This is a genomic window from Micromonospora sp. NPDC000442 (assembly GCF_042898635.1).
Lineage (GTDB): Bacteria > Actinomycetota > Actinomycetes > Mycobacteriales > Micromonosporaceae > Micromonospora.
This window is the reverse complement of record NZ_JBIAYZ010000009.1, coordinates 40,650-66,571: the sequence shown is the minus strand read 5'-3', so window position 1 is coordinate 66,571 and position 25,922 is coordinate 40,650. Positions and strand designations below refer to the sequence as shown.

24 protein-coding genes and 2 pseudogenes are annotated in these 25,922 nt (G+C 70.6%); 12 read left to right on the top strand and 14 right to left on the bottom strand.

The window, feature by feature from the left end; all coding sequences use genetic code 11:
- Nucleotides 1-30 precede the first annotated feature (30 nt).
- The 5 genes from glgX to ACFY2A_RS16395 all read left to right on the top strand — a co-directional run bounded on the left by glgX (nt 31) and on the right by ACFY2A_RS16395 (nt 7,633).
- On the top strand, nt 31-2,148 hold the full coding sequence (gene glgX / locus ACFY2A_RS16415) for a glycogen debranching protein GlgX (RefSeq protein ID WP_387172392.1): 2,118 nt from the start codon (nt 31-33) through the stop codon (nt 2,146-2,148).
- Nucleotide 2,149: 1 nt separating this feature from the next.
- Nucleotides 2,150-4,435, top strand: coding sequence for a malto-oligosyltrehalose synthase (treY, locus tag ACFY2A_RS16410; protein ID WP_387172391.1), 2,286 nt, complete (start codon nt 2,150-2,152; stop codon nt 4,433-4,435).
- Nucleotides 4,436-4,451: 16 nt separating this feature from the next.
- On the top strand, nt 4,452-6,179 hold the full coding sequence (treZ, locus tag ACFY2A_RS16405) for a malto-oligosyltrehalose trehalohydrolase (protein ID WP_387172389.1): 1,728 nt from the start codon (nt 4,452-4,454) through the stop codon (nt 6,177-6,179).
- 349 nt (nt 6,180-6,528) lie between these two features.
- The gene (locus tag ACFY2A_RS16400) at nt 6,529-6,732 is read left to right on the top strand and encodes a DUF397 domain-containing protein (RefSeq protein ID WP_387172387.1); all 204 of its coding nucleotides are present in this window, start codon (nt 6,529-6,531) and stop codon (nt 6,730-6,732) included.
- 136 nt (nt 6,733-6,868) lie between these two features.
- Nucleotides 6,869-7,633, top strand: coding sequence for a DUF6082 family protein (locus ACFY2A_RS16395; protein ID WP_387172384.1), 765 nt, complete (start codon nt 6,869-6,871; stop codon nt 7,631-7,633).
- A 96-nt stretch (nt 7,634-7,729) separates the two neighbouring features.
- Here the strand turns inward: ACFY2A_RS16395 and ACFY2A_RS16390 are convergent, their stop codons facing one another.
- Complete coding sequence (locus tag ACFY2A_RS16390; RefSeq protein ID WP_387172382.1) at nt 7,730-8,842, bottom strand: hypothetical protein; 1,113 nt, start codon at nt 8,840-8,842, stop codon at nt 7,730-7,732.
- Between the two features lie 116 nt (nt 8,843-8,958).
- Nucleotides 8,959-9,969 (bottom strand): inositol monophosphatase family protein, encoded by a 1,011-nt coding sequence (locus ACFY2A_RS16385; RefSeq protein WP_387172380.1) that lies wholly within the window; start codon nt 9,967-9,969, stop codon nt 8,959-8,961.
- A 234-nt stretch (nt 9,970-10,203) separates the two neighbouring features.
- On the opposite strand from ACFY2A_RS16385, the pseudogene ACFY2A_RS16380 reads away from it, so the two are divergent.
- Both ACFY2A_RS16380 and ACFY2A_RS16375 read left to right on the top strand, forming a co-directional pair.
- A pseudogene (locus ACFY2A_RS16380) lies at nt 10,204-10,962 on the top strand (cellulose-binding protein); the annotation flags it as partial.
- A 63-nt stretch (nt 10,963-11,025) separates the two neighbouring features.
- Complete coding sequence (locus ACFY2A_RS16375; RefSeq protein ID WP_387172758.1) at nt 11,026-11,976, top strand: cellulose binding domain-containing protein; 951 nt, start codon at nt 11,026-11,028, stop codon at nt 11,974-11,976.
- A gap of 98 nt (nt 11,977-12,074) precedes the next feature.
- Here the strand turns inward: ACFY2A_RS16375 and ACFY2A_RS16370 are convergent, their stop codons facing one another.
- A complete protein-coding gene (locus ACFY2A_RS16370) occupies nt 12,075-13,061 on the bottom strand; it encodes a DMT family transporter (protein ID WP_387172378.1) in 987 nt (328 codons plus the stop codon).
- An 81-nt stretch (nt 13,062-13,142) separates the two neighbouring features.
- On the opposite strand from ACFY2A_RS16370, the gene ACFY2A_RS16365 reads away from it, so the two are divergent.
- Nucleotides 13,143-14,051 carry a LysR family transcriptional regulator gene (locus ACFY2A_RS16365; RefSeq protein ID WP_363919587.1) on the top strand — a complete coding sequence of 303 codons (909 nt, stop codon included), beginning with the start codon at nt 13,143-13,145 and terminating at the stop codon, nt 14,049-14,051.
- Between the two features lie 11 nt (nt 14,052-14,062).
- Here ACFY2A_RS16365 and ACFY2A_RS16360 read toward each other — a convergent pair whose 3' ends face one another.
- The 5 genes from ACFY2A_RS16360 to ACFY2A_RS16340 form a co-directional block, all read right to left on the bottom strand.
- Nucleotides 14,063-14,599: a hypothetical protein gene (locus tag ACFY2A_RS16360; protein WP_387172375.1), complete on the bottom strand. Its 537-nt coding sequence runs from the start codon at nt 14,597-14,599 to the stop codon at nt 14,063-14,065.
- A 213-nt stretch (nt 14,600-14,812) separates the two neighbouring features.
- Nucleotides 14,813-15,427 carry a GNAT family N-acetyltransferase gene (locus ACFY2A_RS16355; protein ID WP_363919583.1) on the bottom strand — a complete coding sequence of 205 codons (615 nt, stop codon included), beginning with the start codon at nt 15,425-15,427 and terminating at the stop codon, nt 14,813-14,815.
- Nucleotides 15,428-15,536: 109 nt separating this feature from the next.
- A complete protein-coding gene (locus ACFY2A_RS16350) occupies nt 15,537-16,025 on the bottom strand; it encodes a nitroreductase/quinone reductase family protein (protein WP_363919581.1) in 489 nt (162 codons plus the stop codon).
- A gap of 109 nt (nt 16,026-16,134) precedes the next feature.
- Entirely contained in the window at nt 16,135-16,329 is a 195-nt protein-coding gene (locus tag ACFY2A_RS16345; protein ID WP_363919579.1) for a hypothetical protein, read from the bottom strand.
- Nucleotides 16,326-17,324, bottom strand: coding sequence for a hypothetical protein (locus ACFY2A_RS16340; RefSeq protein WP_387172371.1), 999 nt, complete (start codon nt 17,322-17,324; stop codon nt 16,326-16,328). Before ACFY2A_RS16340 ends, ACFY2A_RS16345 begins: the two co-directional genes overlap by 4 nt.
- A gap of 266 nt (nt 17,325-17,590) precedes the next feature.
- On the opposite strand from ACFY2A_RS16340, the gene argG reads away from it, so the two are divergent.
- The 3 genes and pseudogenes from argG (at nt 17,591) to ACFY2A_RS16325 (ending at nt 19,953) form a co-directional block, all read left to right on the top strand.
- Complete coding sequence (gene argG, locus ACFY2A_RS16335) at nt 17,591-19,039, top strand: argininosuccinate synthase (protein ID WP_363919575.1); 1,449 nt, start codon at nt 17,591-17,593, stop codon at nt 19,037-19,039.
- A gap of 265 nt (nt 19,040-19,304) precedes the next feature.
- Nucleotides 19,305-19,529 (top strand): annotated as a pseudogene (locus ACFY2A_RS16330) (hypothetical protein); the annotation flags it as partial.
- A 49-nt stretch (nt 19,530-19,578) separates the two neighbouring features.
- The gene (locus ACFY2A_RS16325) at nt 19,579-19,953 is read left to right on the top strand and encodes a hypothetical protein (RefSeq protein ID WP_387172369.1); all 375 of its coding nucleotides are present in this window, start codon (nt 19,579-19,581) and stop codon (nt 19,951-19,953) included.
- 26 nt (nt 19,954-19,979) lie between these two features.
- Here the strand turns inward: ACFY2A_RS16325 and ACFY2A_RS16320 are convergent, their stop codons facing one another.
- The 5 genes from ACFY2A_RS16320 to ACFY2A_RS16300 all read right to left on the bottom strand — a co-directional run bounded on the left by ACFY2A_RS16320 (nt 19,980) and on the right by ACFY2A_RS16300 (nt 23,519).
- Complete coding sequence (locus tag ACFY2A_RS16320; protein ID WP_387172367.1) at nt 19,980-20,972, bottom strand: NAD(P)-dependent alcohol dehydrogenase; 993 nt, start codon at nt 20,970-20,972, stop codon at nt 19,980-19,982.
- The gene (locus tag ACFY2A_RS16315) at nt 20,969-21,193 is read right to left on the bottom strand and encodes a helix-turn-helix transcriptional regulator (protein ID WP_387172365.1); all 225 of its coding nucleotides are present in this window, start codon (nt 21,191-21,193) and stop codon (nt 20,969-20,971) included. Before ACFY2A_RS16315 ends, ACFY2A_RS16320 begins: the two co-directional genes overlap by 4 nt.
- A complete protein-coding gene (locus ACFY2A_RS16310) occupies nt 21,187-21,615 on the bottom strand; it encodes a hypothetical protein (protein WP_363919569.1) in 429 nt (142 codons plus the stop codon). The genes ACFY2A_RS16315 and ACFY2A_RS16310 overlap by 7 nt, the downstream gene beginning before the upstream one ends.
- A 120-nt stretch (nt 21,616-21,735) precedes the next feature.
- Complete coding sequence (locus tag ACFY2A_RS16305) at nt 21,736-22,641, bottom strand: serine hydrolase (RefSeq protein WP_387172363.1); 906 nt, start codon at nt 22,639-22,641, stop codon at nt 21,736-21,738.
- On the bottom strand, nt 22,638-23,519 hold the full coding sequence (locus ACFY2A_RS16300) for a LysR family transcriptional regulator (RefSeq protein WP_363919565.1): 882 nt from the start codon (nt 23,517-23,519) through the stop codon (nt 22,638-22,640). The genes ACFY2A_RS16305 and ACFY2A_RS16300 overlap by 4 nt, the downstream gene beginning before the upstream one ends.
- 134 nt (nt 23,520-23,653) lie before the next feature.
- On the opposite strand from ACFY2A_RS16300, the gene bla reads away from it, so the two are divergent.
- On the top strand, nt 23,654-24,568 hold the full coding sequence (gene bla / locus ACFY2A_RS16295) for a class A beta-lactamase (RefSeq protein ID WP_387172361.1): 915 nt from the start codon (nt 23,654-23,656) through the stop codon (nt 24,566-24,568).
- A 142-nt stretch (nt 24,569-24,710) separates the two neighbouring features.
- On the opposite strand, the gene ACFY2A_RS16290 is transcribed toward bla, so the two are convergent.
- Nucleotides 24,711-25,844, bottom strand: a complete 1,134-nt coding sequence (locus tag ACFY2A_RS16290) for a hypothetical protein (RefSeq protein ID WP_387172359.1) — start codon at nt 25,842-25,844, stop codon at nt 24,711-24,713.
- Between the last annotated feature and the right edge of the window lie 78 nt (nt 25,845-25,922).

Genomic DNA, 25,922 nt, shown 5'->3' with positions numbered 1-25,922 from the left:
CGCTCATGACATGTGGGCCGAAGGAGCGACATGCAGGTCTGGCCGGGCGAGCGGTATCCCCTCGGCGCCACCTACGACGGGATGGGCACCAACTTCGCGGTCTTCTCCGAGGTGGCGGAGAAGATCGAACTCTGCCTCTTCGACGAGTGGGACGTGGGCCACGAGCGCCGGGTCGAGCTGCGGGAGGTCGACGCGTACGTCTGGCACGCGTACATCCCGGGCATCGGGCCGGGCCAGCGGTACGGCTACCGGGTGCACGGCCCGTACGACCCGGCCAACGGACTGCGCTGCAACCCGGCCAAGCTGCTCATCGACCCGTACGCCAAGGCCATCGACGGTGACGTGCGGTGGGATCCGGCGGTCTACGACTACACCCACGGTGAGCCCGAGCGGATCAACACCGACGACTCGGCGCCGTTCATGCCGAAGTCGGTGGTGGTGAACCCGTACTTCGACTGGGGCAACGACGCGCCGCCGCGCATCCCCTACCACCACTCGGTCATCTACGAGGCCCACGTCCGTGGCCTCACCATGCGGCTGCCCGGCATCCCCGAGGAGCTGCGCGGCACGTACGCCGGCATCGCCTCGCCCCCGATGATCGAGCACCTGACCCGGCTCGGCATCACCGCCATCGAACTGATGCCGGTGCACCAGTTCGTCAACGATCACCGCCTGACCGACCTGGGGCTGCGCAACTACTGGGGTTACAACACCATCGGCTTCTTCGCCCCGCACCACGCGTACTCGGCCCTGGGGCACCTCGGCCAGCAGGTGCAGGAGTTCCGGGGCATGGTCAAGGCGCTGCACGCCGCCGGTATCGAGGTGATCCTCGACGTGGTCTACAACCACACCGCCGAGGGCAACCACCTGGGCCCCACGCTGAGCTTCAAGGGGGTCGACAACCCAAGCTACTACCGGCTCTCCGAGGATGACCGACGCTACTACGTGGACTACACCGGCACCGGCAACAGCCTCAACGTCCGCAGTCCCCACTCCCTGCAGCTGATCATGGATTCGTTGCGGTACTGGGTGACCGAGATGCACGTCGACGGCTTCCGCTTCGACCTGGCCGCCACCCTGGCCCGCGAGTTCTACGAGGTGGACCGGCTCTCCACCTTCTTCGAGGTGGTGCAGCAGGACCCGGTGGTCAGCCGGGTGAAGCTGATCGCCGAACCGTGGGACGTCGGCCCCGGCGGCTACCAGGTCGGCAACTTCCCGCCGCAGTGGACCGAGTGGAACGGCAAGTACCGGGACACGGTCCGCGACTTCTGGCGCGGTGAGCCGGCCACCCTCGCCGAGTTCGCCTCCCGCATCTCCGGCTCCGCCGACCTCTACCAGGACGACGGCCGCCGCCCCTTCCACAGCATCAACTTCGTCACCTGCCACGACGGGTTCACCCTCAACGACCTGGTGTCGTACAACGACAAGCACAACGAGGCCAACGGCGAGGACAACCGCGACGGCGAGAGCCACAACCGCTCCTGGAACTGCGGCGTCGAGGGCGACACCGACGACCCCGGCGTACGCGCCCTGCGTGCCCGGCAGCGCCGCAACTTCATCGCCACCCTGCTGCTCTCACAGGGCGTACCGATGATCGGCCACGGCGACGAGTTGGGTCGCACCCAGCGGGGCAACAACAACGCCTACTGCCAGGACAGCGAACTGGCCTGGATCGACTGGGAAAACGCCGACACCGAGTTGCTCGACTTCACCCGCCGGGTGGTCGAGTTCCGCCGCCAGCACCAGGTGTTCCAGCGTCGCCGGTTCTTCAGCGGCCTGCCGGTGCACGGCCGCGAAATCGACGAGCCGCTGCCCGACCTGGCCTGGTACACCCCCGACGGGCGGGAGATGACCGGCGAGGACTGGGGTAACGACTTCGGTCGCTCGGTGGCGCTCTTCGTCAACGGTGAGGGCATCCGCGAACGCGGCCAGTACGGCCAACGCCACCACGACGACTCGTTCTGGCTCTGCTTCAACGCCCACGACGCGCCGTTGGACTTCACCCTCCCGGCGGCCGAGTTCGGCCAGCGCTGGGAACTGGTGATCAGCACCGCCGAACCGGACCAGGACAAGGGCACCACGGTGGAGGCCGGCGGCACGCTCTGCGTACCGGACCGTTCCCTGGTGGTGCTGGAGAGGATGGCCTGACATGCCCGCGAAGCCTGTCGTCGCCACCTACCGGGTGCAGGTGCGCCCCGGCTTCGACCTGGACGCCGTCGCCGGCCTCGCCGGCTACCTCGCCGACCTCGGCGTCACCCACCTCTACAGCGCGCCGCTGCTGGCCGCCGCCCCGGGCAGCGCACACGGCTACGACGTGGTCGACCACCGGCAGGTCAACCCGGAGATCGGCGGCGAGGCCGGTCGGCAGCGGCTGCTGCGGGCGCTGCGGGACGCCGGCCTCGGCCTGGTCGTGGACATCGTCCCCAACCACGCGGGGGTGGCCGTGCCGGCGGCCAACCCGGCCTGGTGGGACGTGCTGCGCCGGGGGCGGGACTCGGCGTACGCCGGCTGGTTCGACATCGACTGGCAGCGGGGTCGGCTGTTGCTGCCGATCCTCGCCGACACCCCCGACGCGCTCGACGACCTCAAGCTCGCCGACGGGGAACTGCGCTACCACGAGCACCGCTTCCCGATCGCCGACGGCACCGGCGACGGCAGCGCCCGGGAGGTGCACGACCGGCAGCACTACGAGCTGGTGTCCTGGCGACGCGGCGACGCCGAACTGACGTACCGCCGGTTCTTCGCCGTCTCCAGCCTGGCCGGGCTGCGGGTGGAGGATCCGGACGTCTTCGCCGCCACCCACGAGCTGATCCTGGCCTGGGCGGCGGCCGGCGAGGTCGACGGCATCCGGGTCGACCACCCCGACGGGCTGCGCGACCCCGCCGGCTACCTGTCCCGGTTGCGCGCCGCGGCCGGTGACGTCTGGCTGATCGTGGAGAAGATCCTGGAGTACGGCGAGGAGTTGCCGGCCTGGCCGGTCGACGGCACCACCGGCTACGACGCACTGGGCGCCGTCGGCGGGCTCTTCGTCGACGGCGACGCCGAGGCCGGCTTCACCGCCCTGGACACCCGGCTCGCCGGCCGGGCCACCTCGTGGGCCGACCTGACCCACGACACGAAACTCGGTGCCGCCACCCGCCTGCTGGCCGCCGAGCTGACCCGGCTGGCCGCGCTCGCCCCCGACGTGGAACCCGAGGCGGCCCGCGCCGCCCTGGCCGAACTCGCCGCCGCCTTCGCCGTCTACCGTGGCTACCCGCCCGACGGGGCCCGGCACCTGGCCAACGCCCGCGCCGAGGCCGGCCGCCGCCGCACCGACCTGACCGGCGCGTTGGACGCGGTCACCCGCCGGCTGCGCGACCCCGACGACGAGCTGGCCCGCCGCTTCCCGCAGTTCACCGGCGCGGTGATGGCCAAGGGCGTCGAGGACACCGCCTACTACCGGTGGAGCCGGTTCATCGCGCTCAACGAGGTCGGCGGCAGCCCCACCCACTTCGGCACCCGGCCCGGCCGGTTCCACCGCTTCGCCGCCGCCCGCCACGAGCGCTGGCCGGCCAGCATGACCACCCTGTCGACCCACGACACGAAACGGGGCGAGGACGTCCGCGCCCGCCTCGCCGTCCTCGCCGAGCTGCCGCAGCGCTGGGCCGAACTGGTCACCCGCCTGATGGCCGCGGTGCCACTGCCCGACGCCGCCCTGGCGCACCTGCTGTGGCAGACCGCCGTCGGCGCCTGGCCCGTCGAGCGCGAACGCCTGCACGCGTACGCGGAGAAAGCCGCCCGGGAGGCGGCGGCCTCGACCAGTTGGACGGAGCCCGACCCGGCCTTCGAGCGCGCCATGCACGCCCTGGTCGACGCCATGTACGACGACCCGGCCGTCACGGCGGAGCTCGCCGCCTTCGCCGCCGAGATCACCCCGCCCGGCTGGTCGAACTCGCTCGGGCAGAAGCTGGTGCAACTGGCCATGCCCGGGGTGCCCGACACCTACCAGGGCACCGAGCTGTGGGACAACTCCCTGGTCGACCCCGACAACCGCCGCCCGGTCGACTTCGGCGTACGCCGGGAACTGCTGGCCCGGCTCGACGCCGGCTGGCAGCCGACGGTGGACGAGACCGGCGCGGCGAAGCTGCTCGTGGTGTCGCGGACCCTGCGGGCGCGCCGCGACCACCCGGAGCTGTTCGGCGACTACCAGCCGCTCATCGTGCACGGCCCGGCGGCCCGGCATGCGGTGGCCTTCGACCGGGGCGGCGCGGTCGCCGTGGCCACCCGGCTGCCGCTGCGCCTGGCCGCGGCCGGCGGCTGGCGGGACAGCACCCTGTCACTACCCGTTAAAGAGATGTCGTGCCTGTTCACCGGTCGGGTCTACAGTGGCTCTCAGGTCCGCTTGGCCGAGCTGTTGACCACCTATCCCGTCGCGCTGCTGGTGCCCACCACCTGACCCGGGAGGCTGCGTCATGACCGAGTTCACCGTCTGGGCACCCGAGGCGAAACGGGTCCGGCTGCACCTGCCCGATGCCGCCGACCACGAGATGCGGGCCGGCCGGGACGGCTGGTGGCGGGTCGAGGTGCCCGACGCCGGCACCGACTACGCGTTCCTGCTCGACGACGACGACCAGCCGCTGCCCGACCCGAGGTCGGCGTGGCAGCCCTCCGGGGTGCACGGTCCCAGCAGGATCTACGACCAGGCGGCGTTCGAATGGACCGACGGCTCCTGGACCGGTCGGCAACTGCCCGGCAGCATTCTCTACGAGCTGCACGTCGGCACCTTCACCCCGGAAGGCACCTTCGACGCCGCCATCGGCAAACTCGACCACCTGGTCGACCTGGGCGTCGACCTGATCGAGCTGTTGCCGGTGAACGCGTTCAACGGCGAACACAACTGGGGCTACGACGGCGTCTGCTGGTACGCCCCGCACGAACCCTACGGCGGCCCGGACGGCCTGAAACGGTTCGTGGACGCCGCCCACGCGCGCGGTCTGGGGGTGATCCTCGACGTCGTCTACAACCATTTCGGGCCCTCCGGGGCCTACGCGCCGAAGTTCGCGCCCTACGTGGGGGAGCGGCACACCCCCTGGGGCCAGGCCGTCAACCTGGACGGCCCGCACTCCGACGGGGTACGCCGGTTCATCATCGACAGCGTGCTCATGTGGTTGCGCGACTACCACGTGGACGGGCTGCGGCTGGACGCCGTGCACGCCATGCCCGACACCCGCGCCGTGCACCTGCTGGAGGAGATCGCCGCCGAGGTCGAGAACCTCTCGACACACCTGGGCCGCCCGCTGTCCCTGATCGCCGAATCCGACCTGAACGACTCCCGGCTGATCACCCCCCGGGAGGCCGGCGGCCACGGCCTGCACGCCCAGTGGAACGACGACGCCCACCACGCCCTGCACACCCTGCTCACCGGCGAACGACAGGGCTACTACGGCGACTTCGGCACCATGGAATGCCTGGTGGAGGTGCTCACCGGCGGCTTCTTCCACACCGGCACCTGGTCGTCGTTCCGGCAACGGCACCACGGGCGGCCGGTGGACCGGCAGCGGGTCTCCGGCCACCGCTTCGTCGCGTACCTGCAAAACCACGACCAGATCGGCAACCGTGCGGTCGGTGATCGCCTCTCGGCTTCGCTCTCGCCCGCGCTGCTGCGGGTGGGGGCGGTGCTGCTGCTGACGGCACCCTTCACGCCGATGTTGTTCATGGGAGAGGAGTGGGCCGCCGCCACACCCTGGCAGTACTTCACGTCGCACCCCGAGCCGGAGCTGGCCGCCGCGGTCGTCTCCGGTCGTCGTGCGGAGTTCGCCGCCCACGGCTGGCCTCCCGGCGACGTGCCGGACCCGCAGGACCCGCAGACCTTCCTCCGCTCCCGGCTCGACTGGGCCGAGCTGGACAAGCCCGAACACCGCGAGATGTACGACTTCTACCGTCGCCTGATCGCGCTCCGCAAGTCCCGCCCGGACCTCTCCGACCCCCGCCTGCACACCCTCGACCTACGCCACGGCGACCAGTTCCTGGTGATGCGCCGAGGTGGCTGCCTGGTCGCGGCCAACGTGGCCGGCAAACCCCAGCGGGTGACCCTGCCCGGGGTGGCCCGACGGGTCCTACTGGCCACCGGTAACGGCGTCACAGTGATGCGCGACCGCATCGAACTACCACCCGAAACAGCCGCCATCGTGGCGCTCTGACGGCGCGGCAGGACGAAGGACCCTTTCCGGCCGCACCGTCGCTGGGCAGCATCGATCACTTTTCGTGGCAGTGTAGCCCTGGCTGCGTCGGCCTGGGTTGGGGCTCGGCAGGCCGCGCACCTGCTGGACAGGACCGGCGAGCGTGCCGAGCGGCTCATGGGGCGGCCGGCATCGGCCGGAGTGGCGCGTCTGGCCATACTCGTCGGCCTCACCTACTGACCAGCCGCGTGCACGGATTCTGGTGCTCACAGCCGAACTTCTCGCACAGTCGGTGCGATTCCCACCGCCTCCGATGTCGTTCGCAGGTAGGTGGTCTAGTCGAAAAGTAAAATCTATGGAGGTTCGGCTAATGGCTGATTCCGGAGTCGTGTGGATCAAGAGCAGTCGGAGCACCCTGACTCAGGAGTGTGTTGAGGTGGCCTTTGCTCGCGCCCAGGTTCTCGTGCGGGACTCGAAGAACACGGCGGGGTCGGTGCTCGCCTTCGACCGTCCGGCTTGGCGGACCTTCGTTCTCGGCTTCCGCATCGACGCTGGCGGCGGCGCGAACTGGTGATCCGGTAACACCGACGTGCAGTCGGGCAGTCATTTGAACACTGTGGATATCTTTACGCCTGCTTCATCGATGAACTTGCGCGGCTGCTCCAACCTGAAGTATGGGAGAGCCGGGTCTGGAGATCATCGGGAGTGGCATGTCCAGCTTGTCGGCGTGGAAGCACTGGGCTCGCAAAATGATGTTTCCTCTTCTGGTTGCCCTGTCGGTGGGGCTGATCGGGCTGTCACCGGTGGCCATGACCTGGATGGCGGACCTGCCTGTGCAGTGGAGCCACCTCTCCGACATGGGCCAGGCGTACGGGGGCACTTCAGCGGTTCTCTCCGGACTCGCGCTGGCGGGCGTCTCGGCCTCCCTGTTGATGCAGAGCAGTCTGAATCGGATCAGCCAGCTTCACTCGATTCGGCAGCGGCAGTTCGACATCGTCAAACTGGCCCTCGACAACCCCACGTACCTCTACGTCGACGGATCCGCGGCTCTCGCCGATCCGGACAACCCGCTCAAGGTGTACGCCAACCTGTTCGTCGGCCACTGGGCGATGGTGTGGGATCTCGCGGAGATGCGGGAGGAGACGCTGCACGTTGTGGCGAGCCGGCTGTTCGAGTCGGCGGTGGCGCGCGAGTGGTGGAAGGTCAACGGTCAGTCGTACTACAGCTCGCGCCGGAGAAAGAAATTCGTCGCCATTCTTTCCGACGAATGCGACCGGGCAGCGCTGACGGCCAGGGAGTCCTCCCCGGGGACGGCGCCCGCTCCTGCGCCAATCCCGACGCATCGCCCGCCTTCGGCTGAGGGTCGCAGTCGTACTCTCGCGATCGGTGTGGTCGCCGGTATCGGTATCGGGGTCTTGCTGCGCTCTGCGACACGCAGGCGCAGGGTGGCGTGGCTCGCCAGTTCTCGCCGGTGAGGCCCAGCTGGGATTGCGAGGTGCCACAACTGCATGATCGACAAGCGGGGGTGGGGTGCGGGCGGTCGGGGGTGGGGTGGGGCAGGAGGGGTTGGGTCAGCGACCGGCGCGTTTCCAGGCGCGGTAGAACTCCTTGTAGAGGAAACGCTGCACCGGGGTGCCGGTGGCGGAGACCTGTTTGCCGAGCGCCCGTGCGCCGATCCACATGCCGGCGACCTTGGGTACGCCGGGCACCGACTCGGTCACCGACGCCACTCCGTTGACCAACTCCTGTTCGACCGGTGAGAGCACTACCCGGCGCAGGCCGAGCCGTTCCAGGAGCTGTCGTTTCGCCCCGTTGATGTCGCGTGCGAGGCGGAGATGATCCTCATCAGTGACGCAGCGGGCGACGGCGGCCCGCAGGTCGGCTGCCTTGTCCCGGTAATCGGCGATCCGGGCGACGATCAGGTCTATCCAGTCGCGTTCACCGAGCCGGCCGGTCTCGCCGGCCTGCCAGAGACGGCCGCCCAACAGCGGAAGTTCGAGTTCGAGAAGCTGTACGCGATGCGTGTCGCTGTCGTCTGCCGCGGTTACGAGGGACTCGTGGATCCCCCGGATGGCCTTGATGACGTCGAGCACCACTGTTTCCGTCGCACCTTCGGTGGAGAGGTCGAAGGTCAGCAGGAAGTCGCGCCGGACGGGATGGGCCTGATAGGACAGGCTGGTGGCGTCCGCACGCGCCTGATACTTCAGCCCACGCGCCAGTGTCGCCGCGACGTAGACCTCCTCGCCAGGCGGTGCCATCAGCCGCAGCGGGCCACGTAGCACGATCGAGGCCGCTCGTGCCCAGGTCCCGAAAGGGTCGTCCTCGACCCCGTCGGAGGTCGTGATTCGATCCGTGTGATGACCGGCGACCCGTACGTTGGCAGCCTGGAAGGCGCACCAGCCGTGGATGCGCTTCGACAGCGAGTTCCGTGAGTCAGGCAGGGCATCGTCGCAGGTGACAGCTTGCCCGATGAACTGGCCGAGGACCTGGTTGCCGCGCCAGCTCTGCAACTCGTGCAGCGCCGCTTCCTCGGCCTCGCGCACCCGATCGATCTCATCGTCGGTCAGTTGCAAAGGATGCAGCAGTCCCGCGTCGGCCAACGCCCGGAGGAGGTACGGCCTGGCACCGAAGTCGACGGCCGAAGGGTGGGCGAGTACCGGATGCGCCACCCACACCCGTTCCATGAAAATCAGAGATTGGATCAGTTCGACAAACGCTTGGCGGGCGAACGGGTCGTCAGGCCGAGTCGCGCGGTTCTGTGCAACGACGAAATCTTCCGCGCTGATGATCGACGTGACGTCTACGAGGACTTCGGTGTTCCGGTGGGGGAGTCCCGGGCTAGCTCCACGAACCACTTGACGGCCTCCGGGCGACCCATGACGGTGCTGGCGAAAGTCGGCTCAGGCTGGGCGAGCGTTTCCATGGGCACCGGCAAATGCCGTTTCCCATTCACGTCTGTGGACATTAGACCGACGATCTCACCGAGACACAAGCCCGCGAGGCCGTCCCAGACCTTCTGCCGAGGGCGGTAGAAAAGGTCGAAACGCGGCGTATCCGTAGCGAGATCAGTGAGGTCCAGGGCGGTACGCAGCATGTCCAGCGTCTGTGACGTCGTCCGCGTCTTCAGGGCGTAGCCTGCCTCGGCCATGCCGATCTCGTGCGGCGGGGCTTCCGATCGGGCGCTGCGGGTCAGGGATGCGACACGAACCGGCTCGCTGTTGTACGCCGCCGGTCTGCCATTGACCGTGATCGTCCGGGCGGCCCGCCTGGCGAGCACCACGATCGGGGTGCCGCCGTCTCCCAGTTCAGGCGCGACGACGAGCGCGGCAACCGGCTCCCGCCGCTCCAGCAGGCAGACCACGGAACAGAACTCGACGCTGCGCGGATCGACGAACTCGGCCGTGCCGTCGATCGGATCGATCACCCAGATCCGCTCGGGTTCCTCGTCGCGACCGGGCCGCCAGGAGCCGCTGCCCGACTCCTCTGCCAGCACGCGAGCCTCGGGGTCCACCGCCCGGATCTTGCTGATCACCATGTCTTCGACCGCGAGGTCGGCCTCGGTGAGCAGGGTGCGGTCGGCTTTCTCCTGCACGTCCAACTCGGCTACCCGAGAGCGGTACGACGCGAGGACGCCCGACAACTCCGTTGTCAGGTCGGCCCACAAAGGGTCAAGGTTCATCGACGCGACACTCCTCGCGACCGGCTCGGCACCGCCCTCGATCGATAGGCCCATCATTCCACTTCGGTGCCCCGGCAGCCGAGCGGCGGACGTCCGTGCTTCGGCGGCGAGGGCCGCCAGCCTGTCGACCAAGAGGGTTGCGTCACCGGAACGGTGTGGCCAGGACGCAAAGCTCTTGATCGACTGGCGTGGCCGGGCGGAGTTGGGAGGCGGGCGGGGGAGCGGTGGCGGTCGGGCGGCAAACGATTGCAGTGCGTTGGGACGTGCTGGCAAGATGACCGTCGATGCGCCGCGTGGGAGTGGCAGCGATGACCTGAGCCGAGGGCAACGGCCGGGATCAGATGTTCCTGTTAGAGAGGAAGCTCGATGCGGCTTGCCCATCCTGACAACATCCCATCGTCACGCCGGCGGCGCGGAGCCGTCGCGATCACCGTGCTCGCGGCGGCGACCTCGCTAGTCACCGTGGCGGGAATCCTGACCGCGCCACCCTCGCTGGCCGCGACACCCGACATCACCGTCAACACCGCTTCGAGTTTCCAGACGATCGACGGGTTCGGGGCCGCGACTCCGATCTTCGGTGGTTCCGGTGACCCGTGGACGACAGGCGAAACCCAGACCCTCGTCGGTACGGGGCCGGGACAGCTCGGTCTGTCGATCGTGCGAACCGTGGTGTCGCCCGTGTCGAGCGAATGGGGTCTGTACGCCAGCAGCCTGCAAACGGCGAAGTCCTACGGATCCGACGTCAAGATCCTCGCCTCGCCGTGGACCGCGCCCGCCCACTTCAAGACGAACAACAGCAGGGTCAACGGCGGCAAACTCCGGACGGACTATTACGACGACTATGCGGAGCACCTGAACAGCTACGTGCAGTTCATGAAGGGCCGGGGTGTCACCATCGACGTGACTTCGGTCCAGAATGAGCCGGACTGGCACCCCGACTACGACTCGATGGACTGGACCGGTACCGAGATGCGGAACTTCGTCCGCGATCACGGTGCCCGGGTCAGGGACACCCAGCTGATGGTCGGCGAATCCCTGCGGTTCGCGCGCCAGTATTCCGATCCCACCTTGCAGGACGCCACCGCGCGCAACAACATCGGCTACGTCGGCGGCCACCTGTACGACGCCGAGAACAGCGGAAACCTCTCGCCCTACCCGCTCGCCGCCCAACACGGCAAGAACCAGTGGATGACCGAGTGGAATCTGCACGCGGCCGACGGCAGCGGTTCGAACATCTGGGGAGACCCGGGCAACACGGCGGTCTGGAACGAGACCCTCGACGACATCATGCGGACCGTGCACAGGTCGATGGAGGCCAACTGGAGCGCGTACATCTGGTGGTACGGCCGCCGCTTCTACTCCTTCATCGGTGACGGTGACGCGCAGTGGGGGACCACCAAGGGCGCCGTCCTCAAGCGTGGCCAGGCGTTCGCCCAGTACGCCAAGTACGTCCGTCCCGGTGACCGTCGAGTGGCCCTGTCGAAGAGTTCGCGGGCTTCCGGGCTGGAGGTCACCGCCTACCGTGGCCGTGGCAAGGTCGTGCTGGTGCTGCTCAACCGGTCGAACAACGCGGTCAACGACGCCGTCGTCCAGGTGCCGCAGCACATCTCGTCGGCCGAGTACATCGTCACCTCACGAACCTCGGGCGCCCAGTCGCAGGCGGTGAACGTCAGCGGGGGACAGGCGACGGTGAGCGTTCCCGCCCGGAGCATCTCCACGATCGTCCTGACCGAAGGGTCTGCCTCGCCCACCCCGACGCCCACCCCGACGCCCACCCCGACGCCGACGCCGACGCCCACCCCGAGCCCGACCACCGAACCGCCCACGGGGGCGTGTCGGGTGACCAACGCGGTCAACGCGTGGAACAACGGCCTGGTCGACAACATCACCATCACCAACACCGGTACCAGCGCCGTCAACGGCTGGTCGCTGCGATTCACCCTCGCCCCCGGGCAGACGATCACCTCTGGCTGGGGTGCCACGTACTCACCAACCAGCGGTCAGGTGACTGCGACGAACGTCAGCTACAACCCGTCCATACCGCCAGGAGCCTCCGTCACCATCGGCTTCCAGGCCAGTCATGGCGGCAACGACGCCCCACCCACTGGCTTCACCCTCAACGGTGCCGCCTGTAGCTGAGCGGCTCATTCAGGTCGGAAGCGGCGCACGCCGGCCCTGGCCGGCGTGCGCCGCCCGACCGTTGGCTGCCCCTCAAGCGGCGCGAGGCGCTACCCCCGTCAGCGGCGCGTGGCGAACACCACGCCGGTCAGGCAGAGCGCGCCGCCCAGCAGGGCCAGTGGAGCCGGCACCTCGCCCAGCAGCGTCCAGGACAGCAGGACGGTGACCGGCGGGACCAGGTAGGTGGCGGCGGTGGTGCGCCCCGCCGTCCAGCGGGACAGCACGTAACCCCAGGTGAGGAAGCCGATCGCGGTCGGGAACACGCCCAGGAACAGCACGCCGATGGTGGCCGGTACCGGGGCCGCGGCGAGTTCTGCCAGCAGGGTGGGTGCGAACGGCAGCAGGGCCGCCGTCCCGGCCAGCGCGCCGAGCCAGGTCATCGTCGGCGCGGCCATCCGCGCCAGGAGGCGCTTCTGGAGCAGTACGCCGAAGGCGTACAACAGGGCGGAGAGCACCGCCAGCGCGACGCCGATCTTGTCGGCGTGCCCGGTGAAGCCACTGGCCGCGATCAGGGCCACGCCCACGAAGGCGACCGCCACCCCGACGCCGAGCCGGCCGGTGAGCCGCTCGCCCAGGACGAGCACCGCTGCCACCGCGACCAGGATGGGTGCGACCGCCACGAGCAGGGCCGCCGTGCCGGCGTCGACCAGCCGCTCGGCGGCGTTGAGCGCCACGTTGTACCCGCCGAACCAGGCCACGCCCCAGAGCGCGACGAGTCCCAACGTCCCACCACGGGGCAGGGCGTCCCGACGGGTCGCGGCGTGCGGCGCTCGGGCGCGCCGTAGCCGGGCGGTGAACGCGACGAACACGCTCAGCGCGGCGGAGGCTGCCACCATGCGGCCCAGCGCCATGGCACCGGGGGAGTAGTCGTGCCCGGCGAAGCGGATGCCCACGAACGCCGAGGCCCACAGCAGCACCGTGGTGCCGGCGGCGGCGACGATCGGCCAGGACCGGGGCTGCTCCGCGCGCCGGGCGTACCCGGTGTCGGTCTGCTCGGGGACGGCCCGGATCGGGGCGGCGGGCTCGGTCATCGACGGGCTGCTCATGAGGTGATTCTCGGCCGCCCGAAGATTCAGCACCAGCGACTCTTTCTTCACAACAGTTTAGTCGCGCTTTATCGTTGGGTGGTGCTTGACGTTCACCGCCTCCGGGTCTTCCGTTCCGTCGTGGCGTCCGGGTCGGTCCAGGCCGCCGCCACCAACCTCGGCTACACCCCCTCCGCCGTCAGTCAGCACCTCACCGCACTGCAACGTGAGACCGGCCTCACCCTGCTCGCCCGAGCCGGACGAGGGCTGCGGCCCACGGCCGCCGGGCACGCCCTCGCCGCCGAAGCCGATCGGGTGCTGGCCAGGGTCGGTGCGGCCGAATCGCTCATCGCGGACCTGCGCACCGGCCGCACCGGCGCCCTGTCCATCGCGTACTTCGCGTCGGTGGGCGCGGCGTGGATGCCGCACGTGGTGCGGGGCATCCTCACCGAACTCCCCGGCGTACGGCTCGACCTGCAACTACGCGAACACATCCCGGACAGCCGGGAGGAGCGCGCCGACGTGCAGGTGGTCGTGGCGGGCACCGGCTTCGACCCCGGTTCGGGCTTCACCGCCCACCACCTCCTCGACGACCCGTACGTCGCCGTGGTTCCGGCCGGGCACCGCCTCGCCGACCGGCAGGAGACGGACCTGGCCGACCTCGCCGACGAGCGCTGGGTGGACAACGACTTCGCCCGGGGCTGGTGCCGCGCCCACCTCCTCGAAGCCTGCACCGCCGCCGGTTTCCGCCCGGCCTTCCGGGTCGAGGCGCACGACTACCGGACGGCACTCGCCTTCGTCGCCGCCGGCATCGGCCTCACGGTGCTGCCCGCGCTCGGCGCGGCACACCTGCCGGACGGCGTGACCTGCATCCGGCTGCTCCGCCCGACGCCGACCCGGTCCATCCACGTGGTGGTGCACGACGCGGTCGAGCACACCCCGGCCGCCCGGATGGCGGTAGCCGCGCTACGGGACGCCGCCCACTCCGCCCCCACCCCAACCACCGCATGACGGTCGGCGGGTCAGGTCGGATCCAGCGTCCCGCGCGCGACAGCGACGAACGCGTCGCGGCGCTCGGTCCGGCAGCGCAGCGCGGCGAGGTGCTCGGCACGGTGCTGGACGGCCACCGGGGTGGCTTCCTCGGTCTGCTCCCGTGATAGCTGGCGCTGCCGGGCGTACTCCTCGTTGACGCTGCGGACGGTCAGCCCGGCGGCCTCCGCAACCGGGCCCGGGCCGGCCAGCAACACCAGGTTGTACGCCTCGTCGAGCGCGCGCAGCATCCGGTACGGGGCGTCCTCGCCGGGTGCGGTCTCCGGTCCGACCCACCCGGTGTCCAACGCCCGGTAGGCCCGGTCGCAGGCGGCCAGGAAACCGACGTACGTGTCCCGCCGTGCCTGGTTCCTGCGGAGCGTACGCTGCGCGTCGCGCTCCTCCCGGGCGGCGGTGAGTTGGCCGGTGACCTGCCGACGCACGGTGAGCGCGGTGACCAGCCCGGTGAGGCCGGCGGCGGTCAGCGTGGACAGTGACGTGATCAGCGCGATGGCGACGGTCTCCCGCATGCCGACCATCATCGTCGGGCCGGCCCGACCGAGTCTCGCCGCCGTCACCGCACTAGCGGTGCAACTGCCGCTTCCAGTCGGCGGGTACGCGGTCCGCCGGGGCGGATGCGCCCTGCTCGGGCGGTCGGCTCACGGGTGCCACGAGCACCACCCTCGGTCCGTCCGCACGGGTCGTGCCCTGGCCCCTCGCTGTCCGGGCTCCGGTCGGGCCGCTCACCTGGGTCGGGCGGCCCGCCACTCGTCGCGGGTCATCGCGTACTCGACCTCACCGTGCTCGGTTCCGGGCAGCGGATCGTCCCACGTGGGGAAGAAGGTGCGGACGTGACGCAGGCCGACGGACTCCATGACCCGGCGGGAGGCGGTGTTCACGGCCATGGTCTGTGCGATCACCCGGTGCTGGCCGACCGTGTCGAACGCGTGCCGCAGCAGTTCCCGGGAAGCCTCGCTGGCCAGGCCCTTGCGCCAGTGCCGGCGCAGGAGGCGGTAACCCAGCTCGGCGACGGCGGGGTCGTCCGGCTGGTCGGGGCCGTGCGTCGGCGGAAGCATCATCAGCCCGACGAACTCGCCGTCGTCCTCGGTCGCCGGGAGTATCGAGCCGCGTGCCCCGCCGTCGGTGCCGAACGCCATCCAGTAGCCGAGGCCGTCCACCTTCTCGGCCAGGGCCATCCGGTTCGCGTGTGACCCGACCACCTCGTCCCTGGTGCGGGCCCGGCCGTGGAGGTAGCGCAGCACCTCCGGGTCGGAGTCCAGGTGGACCTCCAGATCGAGGTGCCGATCGGCGAGCGGCACCAGCAGCAGACGATCGGTACGCAGGACCGGTTGGGGCATCGGGAAACGATCGCATGCCCGTCCCCGGTTGGCGACCTGATTGCCGTCGGGGTCGACTCCGGCGTGAGCACCTCGCGGCGCAGCCGGTGTGCCGGTCGGCGCCTCGACCCTACGATCGGGGCAGTATCTGGAACACCGGATGGTCGGCGGCGATCCGGGCGAACTCCGCGAGCGGCGCTCCCCGGTGGACCGGCACGTGCGGCCGCGCCCCTGGGGCCTTGTCCAGGTAGCGCCGCAGGATCGGTGCCCGTTGCGCGACGGGCACCTCCACCAGCAGCACCGGTCGGTTTCGACCGTGCCGCAGCACCGCCCGCCCGGCGGCGGCCCGTACGTTGCGTACCCAGTTAGCCCGCTCGCCGAGCATCGACACCAGGTACCGCCGGCCGTCGTGGTCGACGGCGACCAGCGGAAACGACACCGTTCGGCCACTGTGCCGACCCGTCACCTCCAGGGTGACCCAGTTGCCGGGTGCGAGGAAGCCCGCCGAGAACTGCCAGGCGGAGACGCGGTTCATGATCCGCGCCAACCAGTTGGGCCGGCCGCCCCGGTACATCCACCGCTTCATCCGGTGGAGCCGGCGGTCGCTGATCTGCTCCATGGTCGGTCCTCCCCGTGTCTGGCCTCCCTCGGCTCGACGCTACGACGCTGGTGGCCGCACTCGAAGGGGCGGAAGTCCCGAGTGTGGCCCGGCGTACGCGCCGTCTGGTTCAGGTCCGCGAGTGCGCACCGGCTGGCTGCGCCAGGGGCGGCAGGCCGCACGCGGCGGAGAACTCCTGTGATTCGACGCCGAGCGCGACGTTCATCCGCGCGGCGAGGTTCGCTGCCGCGACGAACGCGGTCAGTTCGACAAGGGCCGGAGCGCCGAGCCGCGTGAGCAGTCGCGCGGACATCTCGTCGGTCACGACCAGGGTGCGGTGGGGTACCAGGGGATGATCTCGCGGCGGGCGAGCAGCCGGACGTCCCAGTAGAGGAAGGTGAAGGCGCCCGCGACGAGGAACGCCACCGCGATGGTGGCCGCCAGCCGGGACGGGCGGGCGGCGAACCAGCTCTGGAGCCTGCTGCCGGCGAACCAGGCCATCAGGAGGAAGAGCACCGCGATGATGACGATGTTGCCGATCGACTGGAGAGTGAACGCCGCGGCGCCGTACAGCGGGTTCCCGCTCTCCGCGGCGTCACGGAACATCTGGCGGAACAGGGCGAAGGGCCGTCCGATCAGGAAGCCGGCGATGAGCGCGCCCATGAAGACCAGGGGAGCGTGGGGATACCGGCGGGAGATCCGGGCGAACGGATCCGGCAGCACCCGCAGCGCGGCCAGTCCCAGGTAGATCATGATCAGCCCGATGAGGCCGAAGACCACCATGGACTGGATGCTGCGCGGCGACAGCGATCCGGGCGTGTTGGGGACGGTGGAGAACTGGGGCATCGACGTTCCGACAAGCCCGACGACCGCGCCGTACGCGGCGGAGACGGCGATCATGCCGACGGCCATCCAACCCAGGGGGCGCAGCGGTGCCAGGAAACGGGTCAGCCGGCCGCCGGAGGTGCCGGCCAAGGGGGCGAGCGCGCCGAAGGCGGCGACGTTGCAGGCGGTGAAGGTGCCAGCGACGCCGGAGACGAACGCGAAGATCACGCCCGCGACGACCCCGCTCAGCGGAGTCTCCTTGGCGTCGTGGCCCAGCATGGTGTTGGCGATGTTGTCGCCGATGGTCTGGTCGACGAACTCCGCCGACCAGACGACGGTGAGCAGGAAGCCTCCCAGCACGCTGAGCAGGATGATCAGCCAGCGTCGGCCTGGGGTCTGCCCGGGGACGAACAGGGAGGTGGCGCGGGGCTCGGACGGCAGCCGGATCTCGTCAGCGGCGGTGGGATGACTTGTGCGCCGATCGGTTCTTGTCACGGAAACGCTCCTCATCATCACGGAGGGTGAATTCCGATGATGGTGGATGGACCGATGTCGGGGCCAATTAGTCGGCAAGGCCGAAGGTGTGTTCGTTCTCTTGCCCGCTTCGAGGTGCATCGGGCTGCGATGCGCGGCCCGGTGGTCGCTGTAGGTGGGCGTGCCCCACGGTGATGTCGCCCAGGTCGGCGCGTACGGGTTGATGTCGTCGGAAAATCCCGAGGATGCGTTTGCATGACCATGCGTCGTAGTGCATACTTTTCCTCGTGTCCAAGGTCCTGACCTCCCTGCCCACCGGTGAACGTGTCGGCATCGCCTTCTCCGGCGGCCTCGACACCTCCGTCGCGGTCGCGTGGATGCGCGACAAGGGCGCCATCCCGTGCGCCTACACCGCCGACATCGGCCAGTACGACGAGCCCGACATCGCCTCGGTGCCAGACCGGGCGCTCAGTTACGGCGCCGAGGTGGCCCGACTTGTCGACTGCCGGGCGGCCCTGGTGGAGGAGGGGCTGGCCGCGCTGACCTGCGGTGCCTTCCACATCCGCACGGGCGGGCGGGCGTACTTCAACACCACGCCGCTGGGCCGCGCGGTCACCGGCACGCTGCTGGTGCGGGCGATGATCTCCGACGACGTGCAGATCTGGGGCGACGGCTCGACCTTCAAGGGCAACGACATCGAGCGGTTCTACCGCTACGGCCTGCTGGCCAACCCGCAGCTGCGCATCTACAAGCCGTGGCTCGACACCGACTTCGTCAGTGACCTCGGTGGCCGCAAGGAGATGTCGGAGTGGCTGCTGGCCCGGGGCCTGCCGTACCGGGACAGCACCGAGAAGGCGTACTCGACCGACGCGAACATCTGGGGTGCCACCCACGAGGCCAAGACCCTCGAACACCTCGACACCGGCATCGAGACGGTCAACCCGATCATGGGCGTCCGGTTCTGGGATCCGACGGTGGAGATCCCCACCGAGGACGTCACGATCGGCTTCGACCAGGGCCGGCCGGTGACCATCAACGGCAAGGAGTTCGGCAGCGCGGTCGACCTGGTGTTGGAGGCCAACGCCATCGGCGGCCGGCACGGGCTGGGCATGTCCGACCAGATCGAGAACCGGATCATCGAGGCCAAGAGCCGGGGCATCTACGAGGCGCCCGGCATGGCGCTGCTGCACGCCGCGTACGAGCGGCTGGTCAACGCCATCCACAACGAGGACACCCTGGCCAACTACCACAACGAGGGTCGCCGACTGGGCCGGCTGATGTACGAGGGCCGGTGGCTGGACCCGCAGGCGCTGATGCTGCGCGAGTCGCTGCAACGCTGGGTCGGCACCGCCGTCACCGGCGAGGTGACGCTGCGGCTGCGTCGGGGCGAGGACTACTCGATCCTGGACACCACCGGGCCGGCCTTCAGCTACCACCCGGACAAGCTGTCGATGGAGCGTACGACGGACTCCGCCTTCGGCCCGGCCGACCGCATCGGTCAGCTCACCATGCGCAACCTCGACATCGCCGACTCCCGGGCGAAGCTGGAGCAGTACGCGCACCTGGGCATGGTCGGCGGCGCTCCGCAGCGGGTGGTCGGTGCGGCCCAGGCGGCCTCGACCGGGCTGATCGGCGCGATGCCGGAGGGCGGCGCGGAGGCCATCGCCTCCCGGGGCGTCCCGTCGGCGGAGGACGAGGCCCTCGACCGTGCCGCAATGGAGTTCGGCGTCGACTGACCGACCGACTCCGGCCCGGCTAGCCGCCCGCCGTCGACGGTCGTCCGCCGTCGACGGCACCTGGGGTCTTGGGGCCACTTGAACGGTGGCGGGCAGCGCGCGGCCACCGTTCGATGACCGATCGACCGAGGTGACCTTCTCGGATGTTCGATCTACTTTGCGTAATCGACTGATCGCGCAACGTTCATGAGATCGAAGGTGGCGTCGGTCCGTCATCGCTCCCGAGGAGGACCCGTTGAGGTATCCCACCCGCCTGTCCGCCGCCGTGGCCGCGTCCGTGCTCGTCGCGTCCGCGCTGACCGTCCTGCCCGCCGCCGCCTCCGCCGCCCCGGCCGCGTACGCCTACCGCGCCGTCGACCTGGGCACCCTCGGCGGTGCCGCCAGCGCCGCCACCGCGACGAACGACCGGGGCACGGTCGTCGGCTGGAGCCTGACGGCCGACGGCTCCCGGCCCGCGTTCGTCTGGCGCAACGGGGTGATGACCGACCTCGGCGTGCTGCCGGGGCACGTGGAGTCCAGCGCCGTCGACGTCAACGAGCGTGGCGACGTGGTCGGCAGGCCGGCTGCGGGACGGCGTCGTCACCCCCGTCGGGGACCAGGCGACGGCGATCAACAACCTCGGCCATGTGGTCGGCGTGGACGGCGGCCGGGCCTTCCGCTGGCGCGCCGGGATGCTGACCGACCTGGGCACGCTGGGCGGCGCGACGAGTCGGGCGACCGCCGTGAACGACCTGGGGGTGGTCTTCGGCAGCGCCGACACCGCCGCCGGTGCCCGACGACCCGTCCTGTGGTGGGCCGGGCACGCCGTCGACCTGACCGCCCATGGGCTCGGTGACACGGACGCGGTCAACGACCTGGATATCCGGGGTCGCCTGGTGGGCAGCCGGGCCGGGCGCGCCACGCTCTTCCGGTAACGCTCCGGCGCGGCGACTGTGACCGGCTATGTGGCCGGGTCGGAAACGGTGACCACCACCTTGCCGGCCGGGTGCCGGTCGGTGAAGTGGCGCAGCGCGTCCGCCGTCTCGGCGAGCGGGAAGCTGCGGTCGATCTGCGGAGTGAGCGCGCCGGATTCGACGAGGTCACGCAACCGGTCGAGGTCCTCGGTGCGCTCGCCAGCGCTGACGGAGCGCAGCCGGTGACCGACGACCGTCGACAGCAGCGGCGCCCCGAACATCTGCCGGCCGTAGCCGCCGAGCAGCGGCCCCCGGGTCCAGTCCCCGCCGACCAGGGCCAGTGTTCCGCGTGGGGTGAGCGCGCGTCGCAGCAGCGCCAGCGGACGGTTGCCGCCGGTGTCGATGACCACGTCGTAGACCGGGCCGTCCCGGTCGATCTCCTCGCGGGTGTGGTCGAGCACGTCGTCGGCGCCGAGGGAGCGGACGAAATCGGTTTTCGTGGGGCCGCAGACGCCGGTGACCGTCGCCCCGTACGCCTTGGCGATCTGCACGGCCTGGTGACCGACGCCGCCGGAGGCGCCGATGACCAGCACGCGGTGACCTGGCCGCACCTGGCCGGTGTCGCGGACCGCGCGCAGCGCGGTCATCCCGGAGACGGGTACGGCGGCGGCCTGGGCGAAGGTCAGGTTGGTCGGCTTGTCGGCCAACCGCCGCTCGTGGGTGGCCGCGAACTCGGCGTACGACCCGCGCAGGCAGGTGCCGTACACCTCGTCGCCGGGCCGGAAGCGGGTCACCCGGGTGCCGACCTCGGCCACCACACCGGCCACGTCGCGGCCGAGTACCGGCACCCGGGGTCGGCGCAGCCCGGAGGCGAGTCGTACCAGGTAGGGCCGCCCGGCCAGGAAGATCAACACTCCCGGGTCGACACCGGCGGCGTGTACCCGCACCAGCACCTCCCGGTCGCCGATGCCGGGGCGGTCGATGTCGCGGAGTCGGAGCGCGGACGGCGGACCGTAGCGGTCGTGCACGATGGCTTTCACGATGCCTCCTCGGGGTACTGGAACACGTCGTCGAGCCGGACGCCGAGAACGTTGGCGATCCGGAAGGCCATCTCCAGCGAGGGGGAGTAGCGGCCCTGCTCGATGGCGATGACGGTCTGCCGGGTCACGCCGAGTCGTTCGGCCAGCTCGGCCTGGGTCATCTCGTCGCGGGCGAACCGCAGTGCCCGGATGTTGTTTGTGACGCGGGTCGGCTTCACCACTGCGGCACGCCCCTGCGGTAGACGATCACCTTCGCCAGCGAGCCGACCACCGCCGACAGCACGAAGCAGAGGTAGATCACGTTGGCGATCCAGAACCAGTGCCACTGCGCCAGCGCCATCAGCATCGCCGACACCGCCCCGATCACCACGAACGCCTGCCCGACGTGGTCGCCCAACCGCCCGATCTCCCGGTCGCGTACGTCGCTGACCCGCGAGGCGCGTGGGTTCACCACGCCGATCCCGATCTCGAGGAGCATGCTGGCGGCGATCGCGCCGCCGACCGTCCAGAGCAGAGCGCCGGCGTACGGCGTCGTGGTCAGTCGCCCCTCGTCGACCCGACTGAGGACCACGGCCACGTAGACGGCGTAGCCGACCACGCTGACCACCAGCATGATCCAGGCCCGCTTCTCCTGGTGCGTCATGACGACTCCCGATGTAAAGAATCCTTGACATCATGAGAGTAAGGCGTCTTTGACATCATGTCTAGAAAGTTTTACATCTCAAGTCGGGTGGTCGCCGGGTGGTCACGATTGCTCACCGGGTCAGCGTCGGGCGGCGCGCAGTGCGTCGTGCAGGTCCCGAGCCACCTGCGCCAGCGCCGCCTCGGCCTGCGGCTGCACGGCCGCGGGCACCGTCGACTCGCTCAGCGCGGCCACGGCGTACGCCTGCCCGTCGGCGTGTTCCACCACGCCGACCTCGTGCCGCAGGTTGAGCAGCGTGCCGGTCTTCGACGACCAGCGGGAGGCGTCGGAGCTGAAGTCCGGGGCGAGCCGCTGACGCAGCAGGTTGTCACCCATCAACTCGCGTACCCGGGCGGCCACCGCGGTCGGGATCCGCGACGGACGCCACAGCGCGTGCAGCAGCTCGACGAAGGCCCGGGCCGAGCCGGAGTTGGCCCGACCCACGTCCAACTGGGCGACGGGATGACCCTGACCGGCGGTGGCCGCGGACGCAGCGAGGGAGTGCGCGAGGTGCACCTCCGGCGCGAGCCGCTCGGCCGGAGTGTCGGTGAGGTCCCGGGTGTGGTGCCGGATGCTGATCCCGTCGACGCCGAAGCGGCGCAGCGCGTCGGCGACCGCCGTCGGCGGAGTCAACGCGAACAGTGCGTCCGAGGCCACCTCGTCGCTGATCGCGACGCTGAGGTAGAGCAGGTCGTCGACCGCCACGGTGGCCGGGTGCCGGAACCGGCTCAACCCGGTGGGACCGGGCGTGCGCACCCGGCCCGGCGCCACCGTGACCGCGCTGGCACCGTCGAGTTCACCGCGGACGATCCGGTCCACGGTGGCCACCGCCAGCGGCACCTTCACCAACGATGCGACGGGCAGCACCGCGTCGTCGTCCAGACCCAACTCGTCGCCGGAGTCGAGGTCGCGGACCAGAAGACAGCCGCGCAGCCCGGCGTCGCGCAGCGTCTCCCGGGCGGTGCGGAGCAGTCGGCCGACGGTCACGCCGCCTCCGTCACGCCGAGACACCGGGCCACGGCGGCACCCAACGCGTCGCGCAGCCGCTCGGCGTCCTCCCGGACACCGGCCGTCACCTGGTAGCCGCGGACCGGCCGGAGCTCGCCGAGGGGCCGCCAGTGCAGTCCGAGTTCGTGCGCCTCGGCGGGGGAGCAGAGCACCAGATCGGTGCCGGCGAGCGCCTCGGCGGCGGCGTCGACCATGGACGCCGCGACCGCCACCTGGGTCGGCTGCAACCCGACGGCGTCGCGCAGTCGGGTCAGCGGGTCACGGACGTGCGGCACGTCGTCCTCCGGCGAGATCCAGACCCGACGCCGACGGGACCGGCGGTCCGCGCGTGGGGCACGCAACGTCTCCAGCCGCACTACCTCGACATCCGGGTCGGTGCCGCCCGCGAGACCGAGCGGCACCCGCCACGCGGCCTCGTCCGGCGGTACGCAGACAAGCGCGGCCCGCACCTCGTGCCCCTGCCGCAGCCGGGCCCGTTCCGCCGGCTCGCCCCGGCGCAGCTCCAGGTGCAGGTCGTGCCGGCGGGCCTCGACCACCAGCCGGGCCAGCGACCGGGGTGCGCAGACCGCCGGCACGGCCAGCCGGAACGGGCGCAACCGGGCTCGTTCGGCGTCGTGCTGCATCGCCTCCGCCAAGTCGACGATCCGTCGGGCCGAGGCGAGCATGTCCCGCCCGAACGGGGTGAGCGTGACGCTGCGCGAGGTGCGCTCGAACAGCCGCCCACCGAGGTGCCGCTCCAGCGCGGCCACCCGTCGGCTCGCCACCGACTGGGGGATGCGGGCGACGGCGGCGCCGACGGTGAAGCTGCCGTGGGTGCCGACCGACACGAACGCCTGGCAGGCCGCCACGAGATCCACGCCGGAATTCTATGCCGATTCGGCATCGGTACCCTCGCCGGTGTCTTCGACAGCATGAGGCGGCGCTGCGAATCTGGGTGCCGGCCGCCCGGACGACGTCCGGTAGACCGGTTGATCGAGGGAAGGACCCAGCCGTGACCAGTACCAACCGCCGCACCCGTGCCGTCGCGCTCGCCGCCGCCCTGACGCTCGGCCTGCTCGCCGGTTGCTCACCGGGCAGCCCGACCGCGCCGGCGCCGACGGTGTCCACCTCGACGGCGTCCGCTGCGCCGGTCGCCGTCGACTTCGCCCCGCTGGAGCGGGAGTTCGACGCCCGGCTCGGCGTGTACGCGATCGACACCGGCAGCGGCAGCACCGTCACGCACCGGGCCGACGAGCGCTTCGCGTACGCCTCGACCTTCAAGGCGCTCGCCGCCGGTGCGGTGCTCGCCGCGACCTCGACCGACGAACTCGACCAGGTCGTCACCTACTCCCGCGACGACCTGGTCACCTACTCCCCGATCACCGAGCGGCACGTCGACACCGGCCTGTCGCTGCGCGCGGTCGCCGACGCCGCGGTGCGCTACAGCGACAACACCGCCGGGAACCTGCTGCTCAAGCAGCTCGGCGGCCCCGCTGGCTTCAAGCAGGCGTTGCGCGACCTCGGCGACGAGGTCACCGACCCGGTGCGGTGGGAGACCGAACTGAACGCGTACGTCCCGGGCGAGCGCCGTGACACCAGCACGCCCCGCGCCCTGGCCACCACCTTGCGGGCGTACGCGGTCGACGACGTCCTCTACCCGGAGGACCGGGCCGTGCTGGTCGACTGGCTCAAGCGCAACACCACCGGCGACAAGACGATCCGGGCCGGGGTGCCGGACGGTTGGGCGGTGGGTGACAAGACCGGCTCGGCCGACCACGGCACCCGCAACGACATCGCGGTCATCTGGCCGCCGGACCGGGCACCGATCGTGCTGGCCGTGCTCTCCGACCGGGCTGAGCCCGACGCCGAGCGCGACGACGCCCTGCTCGCCCGGGCCGCCGAGCTCACCCTCGAGGCGCTGAGCTGAGTCGGCCCCTTGGGCGTGTACCGGCCACCAGGTGACCGTGACGGTCGTCCTGGTGGCCGGTTCCGGTCGCTGGCTCGGGTTCGTATGAGGCCCGGTTCCGGCCGCGCCGCCGGACGGCTCGCTGGCCGGGACCGGGCGACCGTCAGGGGGTCGGGACCGTGGCGGGCCCGGTCAGGTCGAAGTTGGCGGTGACCGGGGTATGCCTGATCCGCAGGGGTTGCGCCTCGGACACCTGCTCGGCGTTGGGGAACCAGCGGCTGGGCACGTGGGCGCAGTCGCACCGCAGCAGCACCCGCTGCCCCGGCAGCAGCCGCAGCGTGTAGTCGGCACCGACATCGACCACCCCCGTCACGTCGCCGGTACGCGCGTGGAAGGCGATCACCTGGGAGTAGTTCGGCATCTCGTCGACGGCGATGGTGCCGCTGACCACGGTGCCCGCGACGAGCTTCTGGTTGCTGGTGACTGTCGTGCCGGACCGGACCCGTACGGTGTCGGCCTTCCTGCGCTCGGCCACCCCGCCGGACCACTGGCTGGCCAGTCCGTAACCGGTGTAGTACAACGGCCAGCGGTACGGTCCGAGTCCGGTGAGCGTGTACCGGCCGTCGTCGTCGGTGATGACGCCGTAGTCGCTGTACTTGGGATGCGGGACCACCGGCAGGGGCAGGACGTATCCGAAGTAGACCGGGGTGCCGTCCGCCGCGCGGGTGACCCGACCGGTGACCGTGCCCGGCGGATCGAAGTGGACCGTCGGGGCGGTGACCGTCCGGCCCGGACGCACGTGGATGGTCACGCCGCGCTCCCGCTGGCCGGTGCCGCCGTACCGACCGACCCACTGCATGCCGTGCTGCGCGTTGTCGTAGGGCTCGGCGAGCAGGTGATAGCGGCCGGGTGGCACGTTGCTGGCGAGCACGTCGCCACCGTCGACTCCGGTGCAGCCGCCGTGCCGGCCGTCCTGCACCTCGCCGAGAAACACCACGGTGAGCCGGTCGCGGTCGACGGGGACCAGGGACACACACCCGCGCACGGCGGCCCCGGTGGCCCTGTCGCGCAAACTGGTCCGCACCTCGCCGGGGGTGGTGGCGGCAGTGCTGCGACCGGCTGCCTGCCGGTGGGACGCGACGACGAACGTGGACGTGGACGTGGACGGCGCGGCGGCGGTGGCGCGCGGAGCGGCGGCGGACTGGGCGAGCCCGGGACTGGCCGTGGCGGGCAGCGGGAGGCTGACGATGAGCAGGGCGACGGTGAGGGGAATGGCGTGACGTGGTGACCGCGACATCGGCGGGGTCCTCTCCACCCGGCGGACGAAACCCACCCACGGTAGTGGGCGTGACGGACCCGTCACGCGTTGTGTCGG

Bases quoted from the DNA above. Each gene is read 5' to 3' on its own strand.
- treZ (WP_387172389.1), top strand. From the start codon at position 4,452: ATGACCGAGTTCACCGTCTGGGCACCCGAGGCGAAACGGGTCCGGCTG.
- glgX (WP_387172392.1), top strand. From the start codon at position 31: ATGCAGGTCTGGCCGGGCGAGCGGTATCCCCTCGGCGCCACCTACGAC.
- ACFY2A_RS16290 (WP_387172359.1), bottom strand. From the start codon at position 25,844: ATGTCGCGGTCACCACGTCACGCCATTCCCCTCACCGTCGCCCTGCTC.
- ACFY2A_RS16310 (WP_363919569.1), bottom strand. From the start codon at position 21,615: ATGACGCACCAGGAGAAGCGGGCCTGGATCATGCTGGTGGTCAGCGTG.
- ACFY2A_RS16355 (WP_363919583.1), bottom strand. From the start codon at position 15,427: ATGCCCCAACCGGTCCTGCGTACCGATCGTCTGCTGCTGGTGCCGCTC.
- ACFY2A_RS16400 (WP_387172387.1), top strand. From the start codon at position 6,529: ATGGCTGATTCCGGAGTCGTGTGGATCAAGAGCAGTCGGAGCACCCTG.
- ACFY2A_RS16350 (WP_363919581.1), bottom strand. From the start codon at position 16,025: ATGGAGCAGATCAGCGACCGCCGGCTCCACCGGATGAAGCGGTGGATG.
- ACFY2A_RS16360 (WP_387172375.1), bottom strand. From the start codon at position 14,599: ATGCGGGAGACCGTCGCCATCGCGCTGATCACGTCACTGTCCACGCTG.
- ACFY2A_RS16375 (WP_387172758.1), top strand. From the start codon at position 11,026: ATGACCGAGTGGAATCTGCACGCGGCCGACGGCAGCGGTTCGAACATC.
- treY (WP_387172391.1), top strand. From the start codon at position 2,150: ATGCCCGCGAAGCCTGTCGTCGCCACCTACCGGGTGCAGGTGCGCCCC.
- ACFY2A_RS16390 (WP_387172382.1), bottom strand. From the start codon at position 8,842: ATGGAACGGGTGTGGGTGGCGCATCCGGTACTCGCCCACCCTTCGGCC.
- ACFY2A_RS16395 (WP_387172384.1), top strand. From the start codon at position 6,869: ATGTCCAGCTTGTCGGCGTGGAAGCACTGGGCTCGCAAAATGATGTTT.
- ACFY2A_RS16370 (WP_387172378.1), bottom strand. From the start codon at position 13,061: ATGAGCAGCCCGTCGATGACCGAGCCCGCCGCCCCGATCCGGGCCGTC.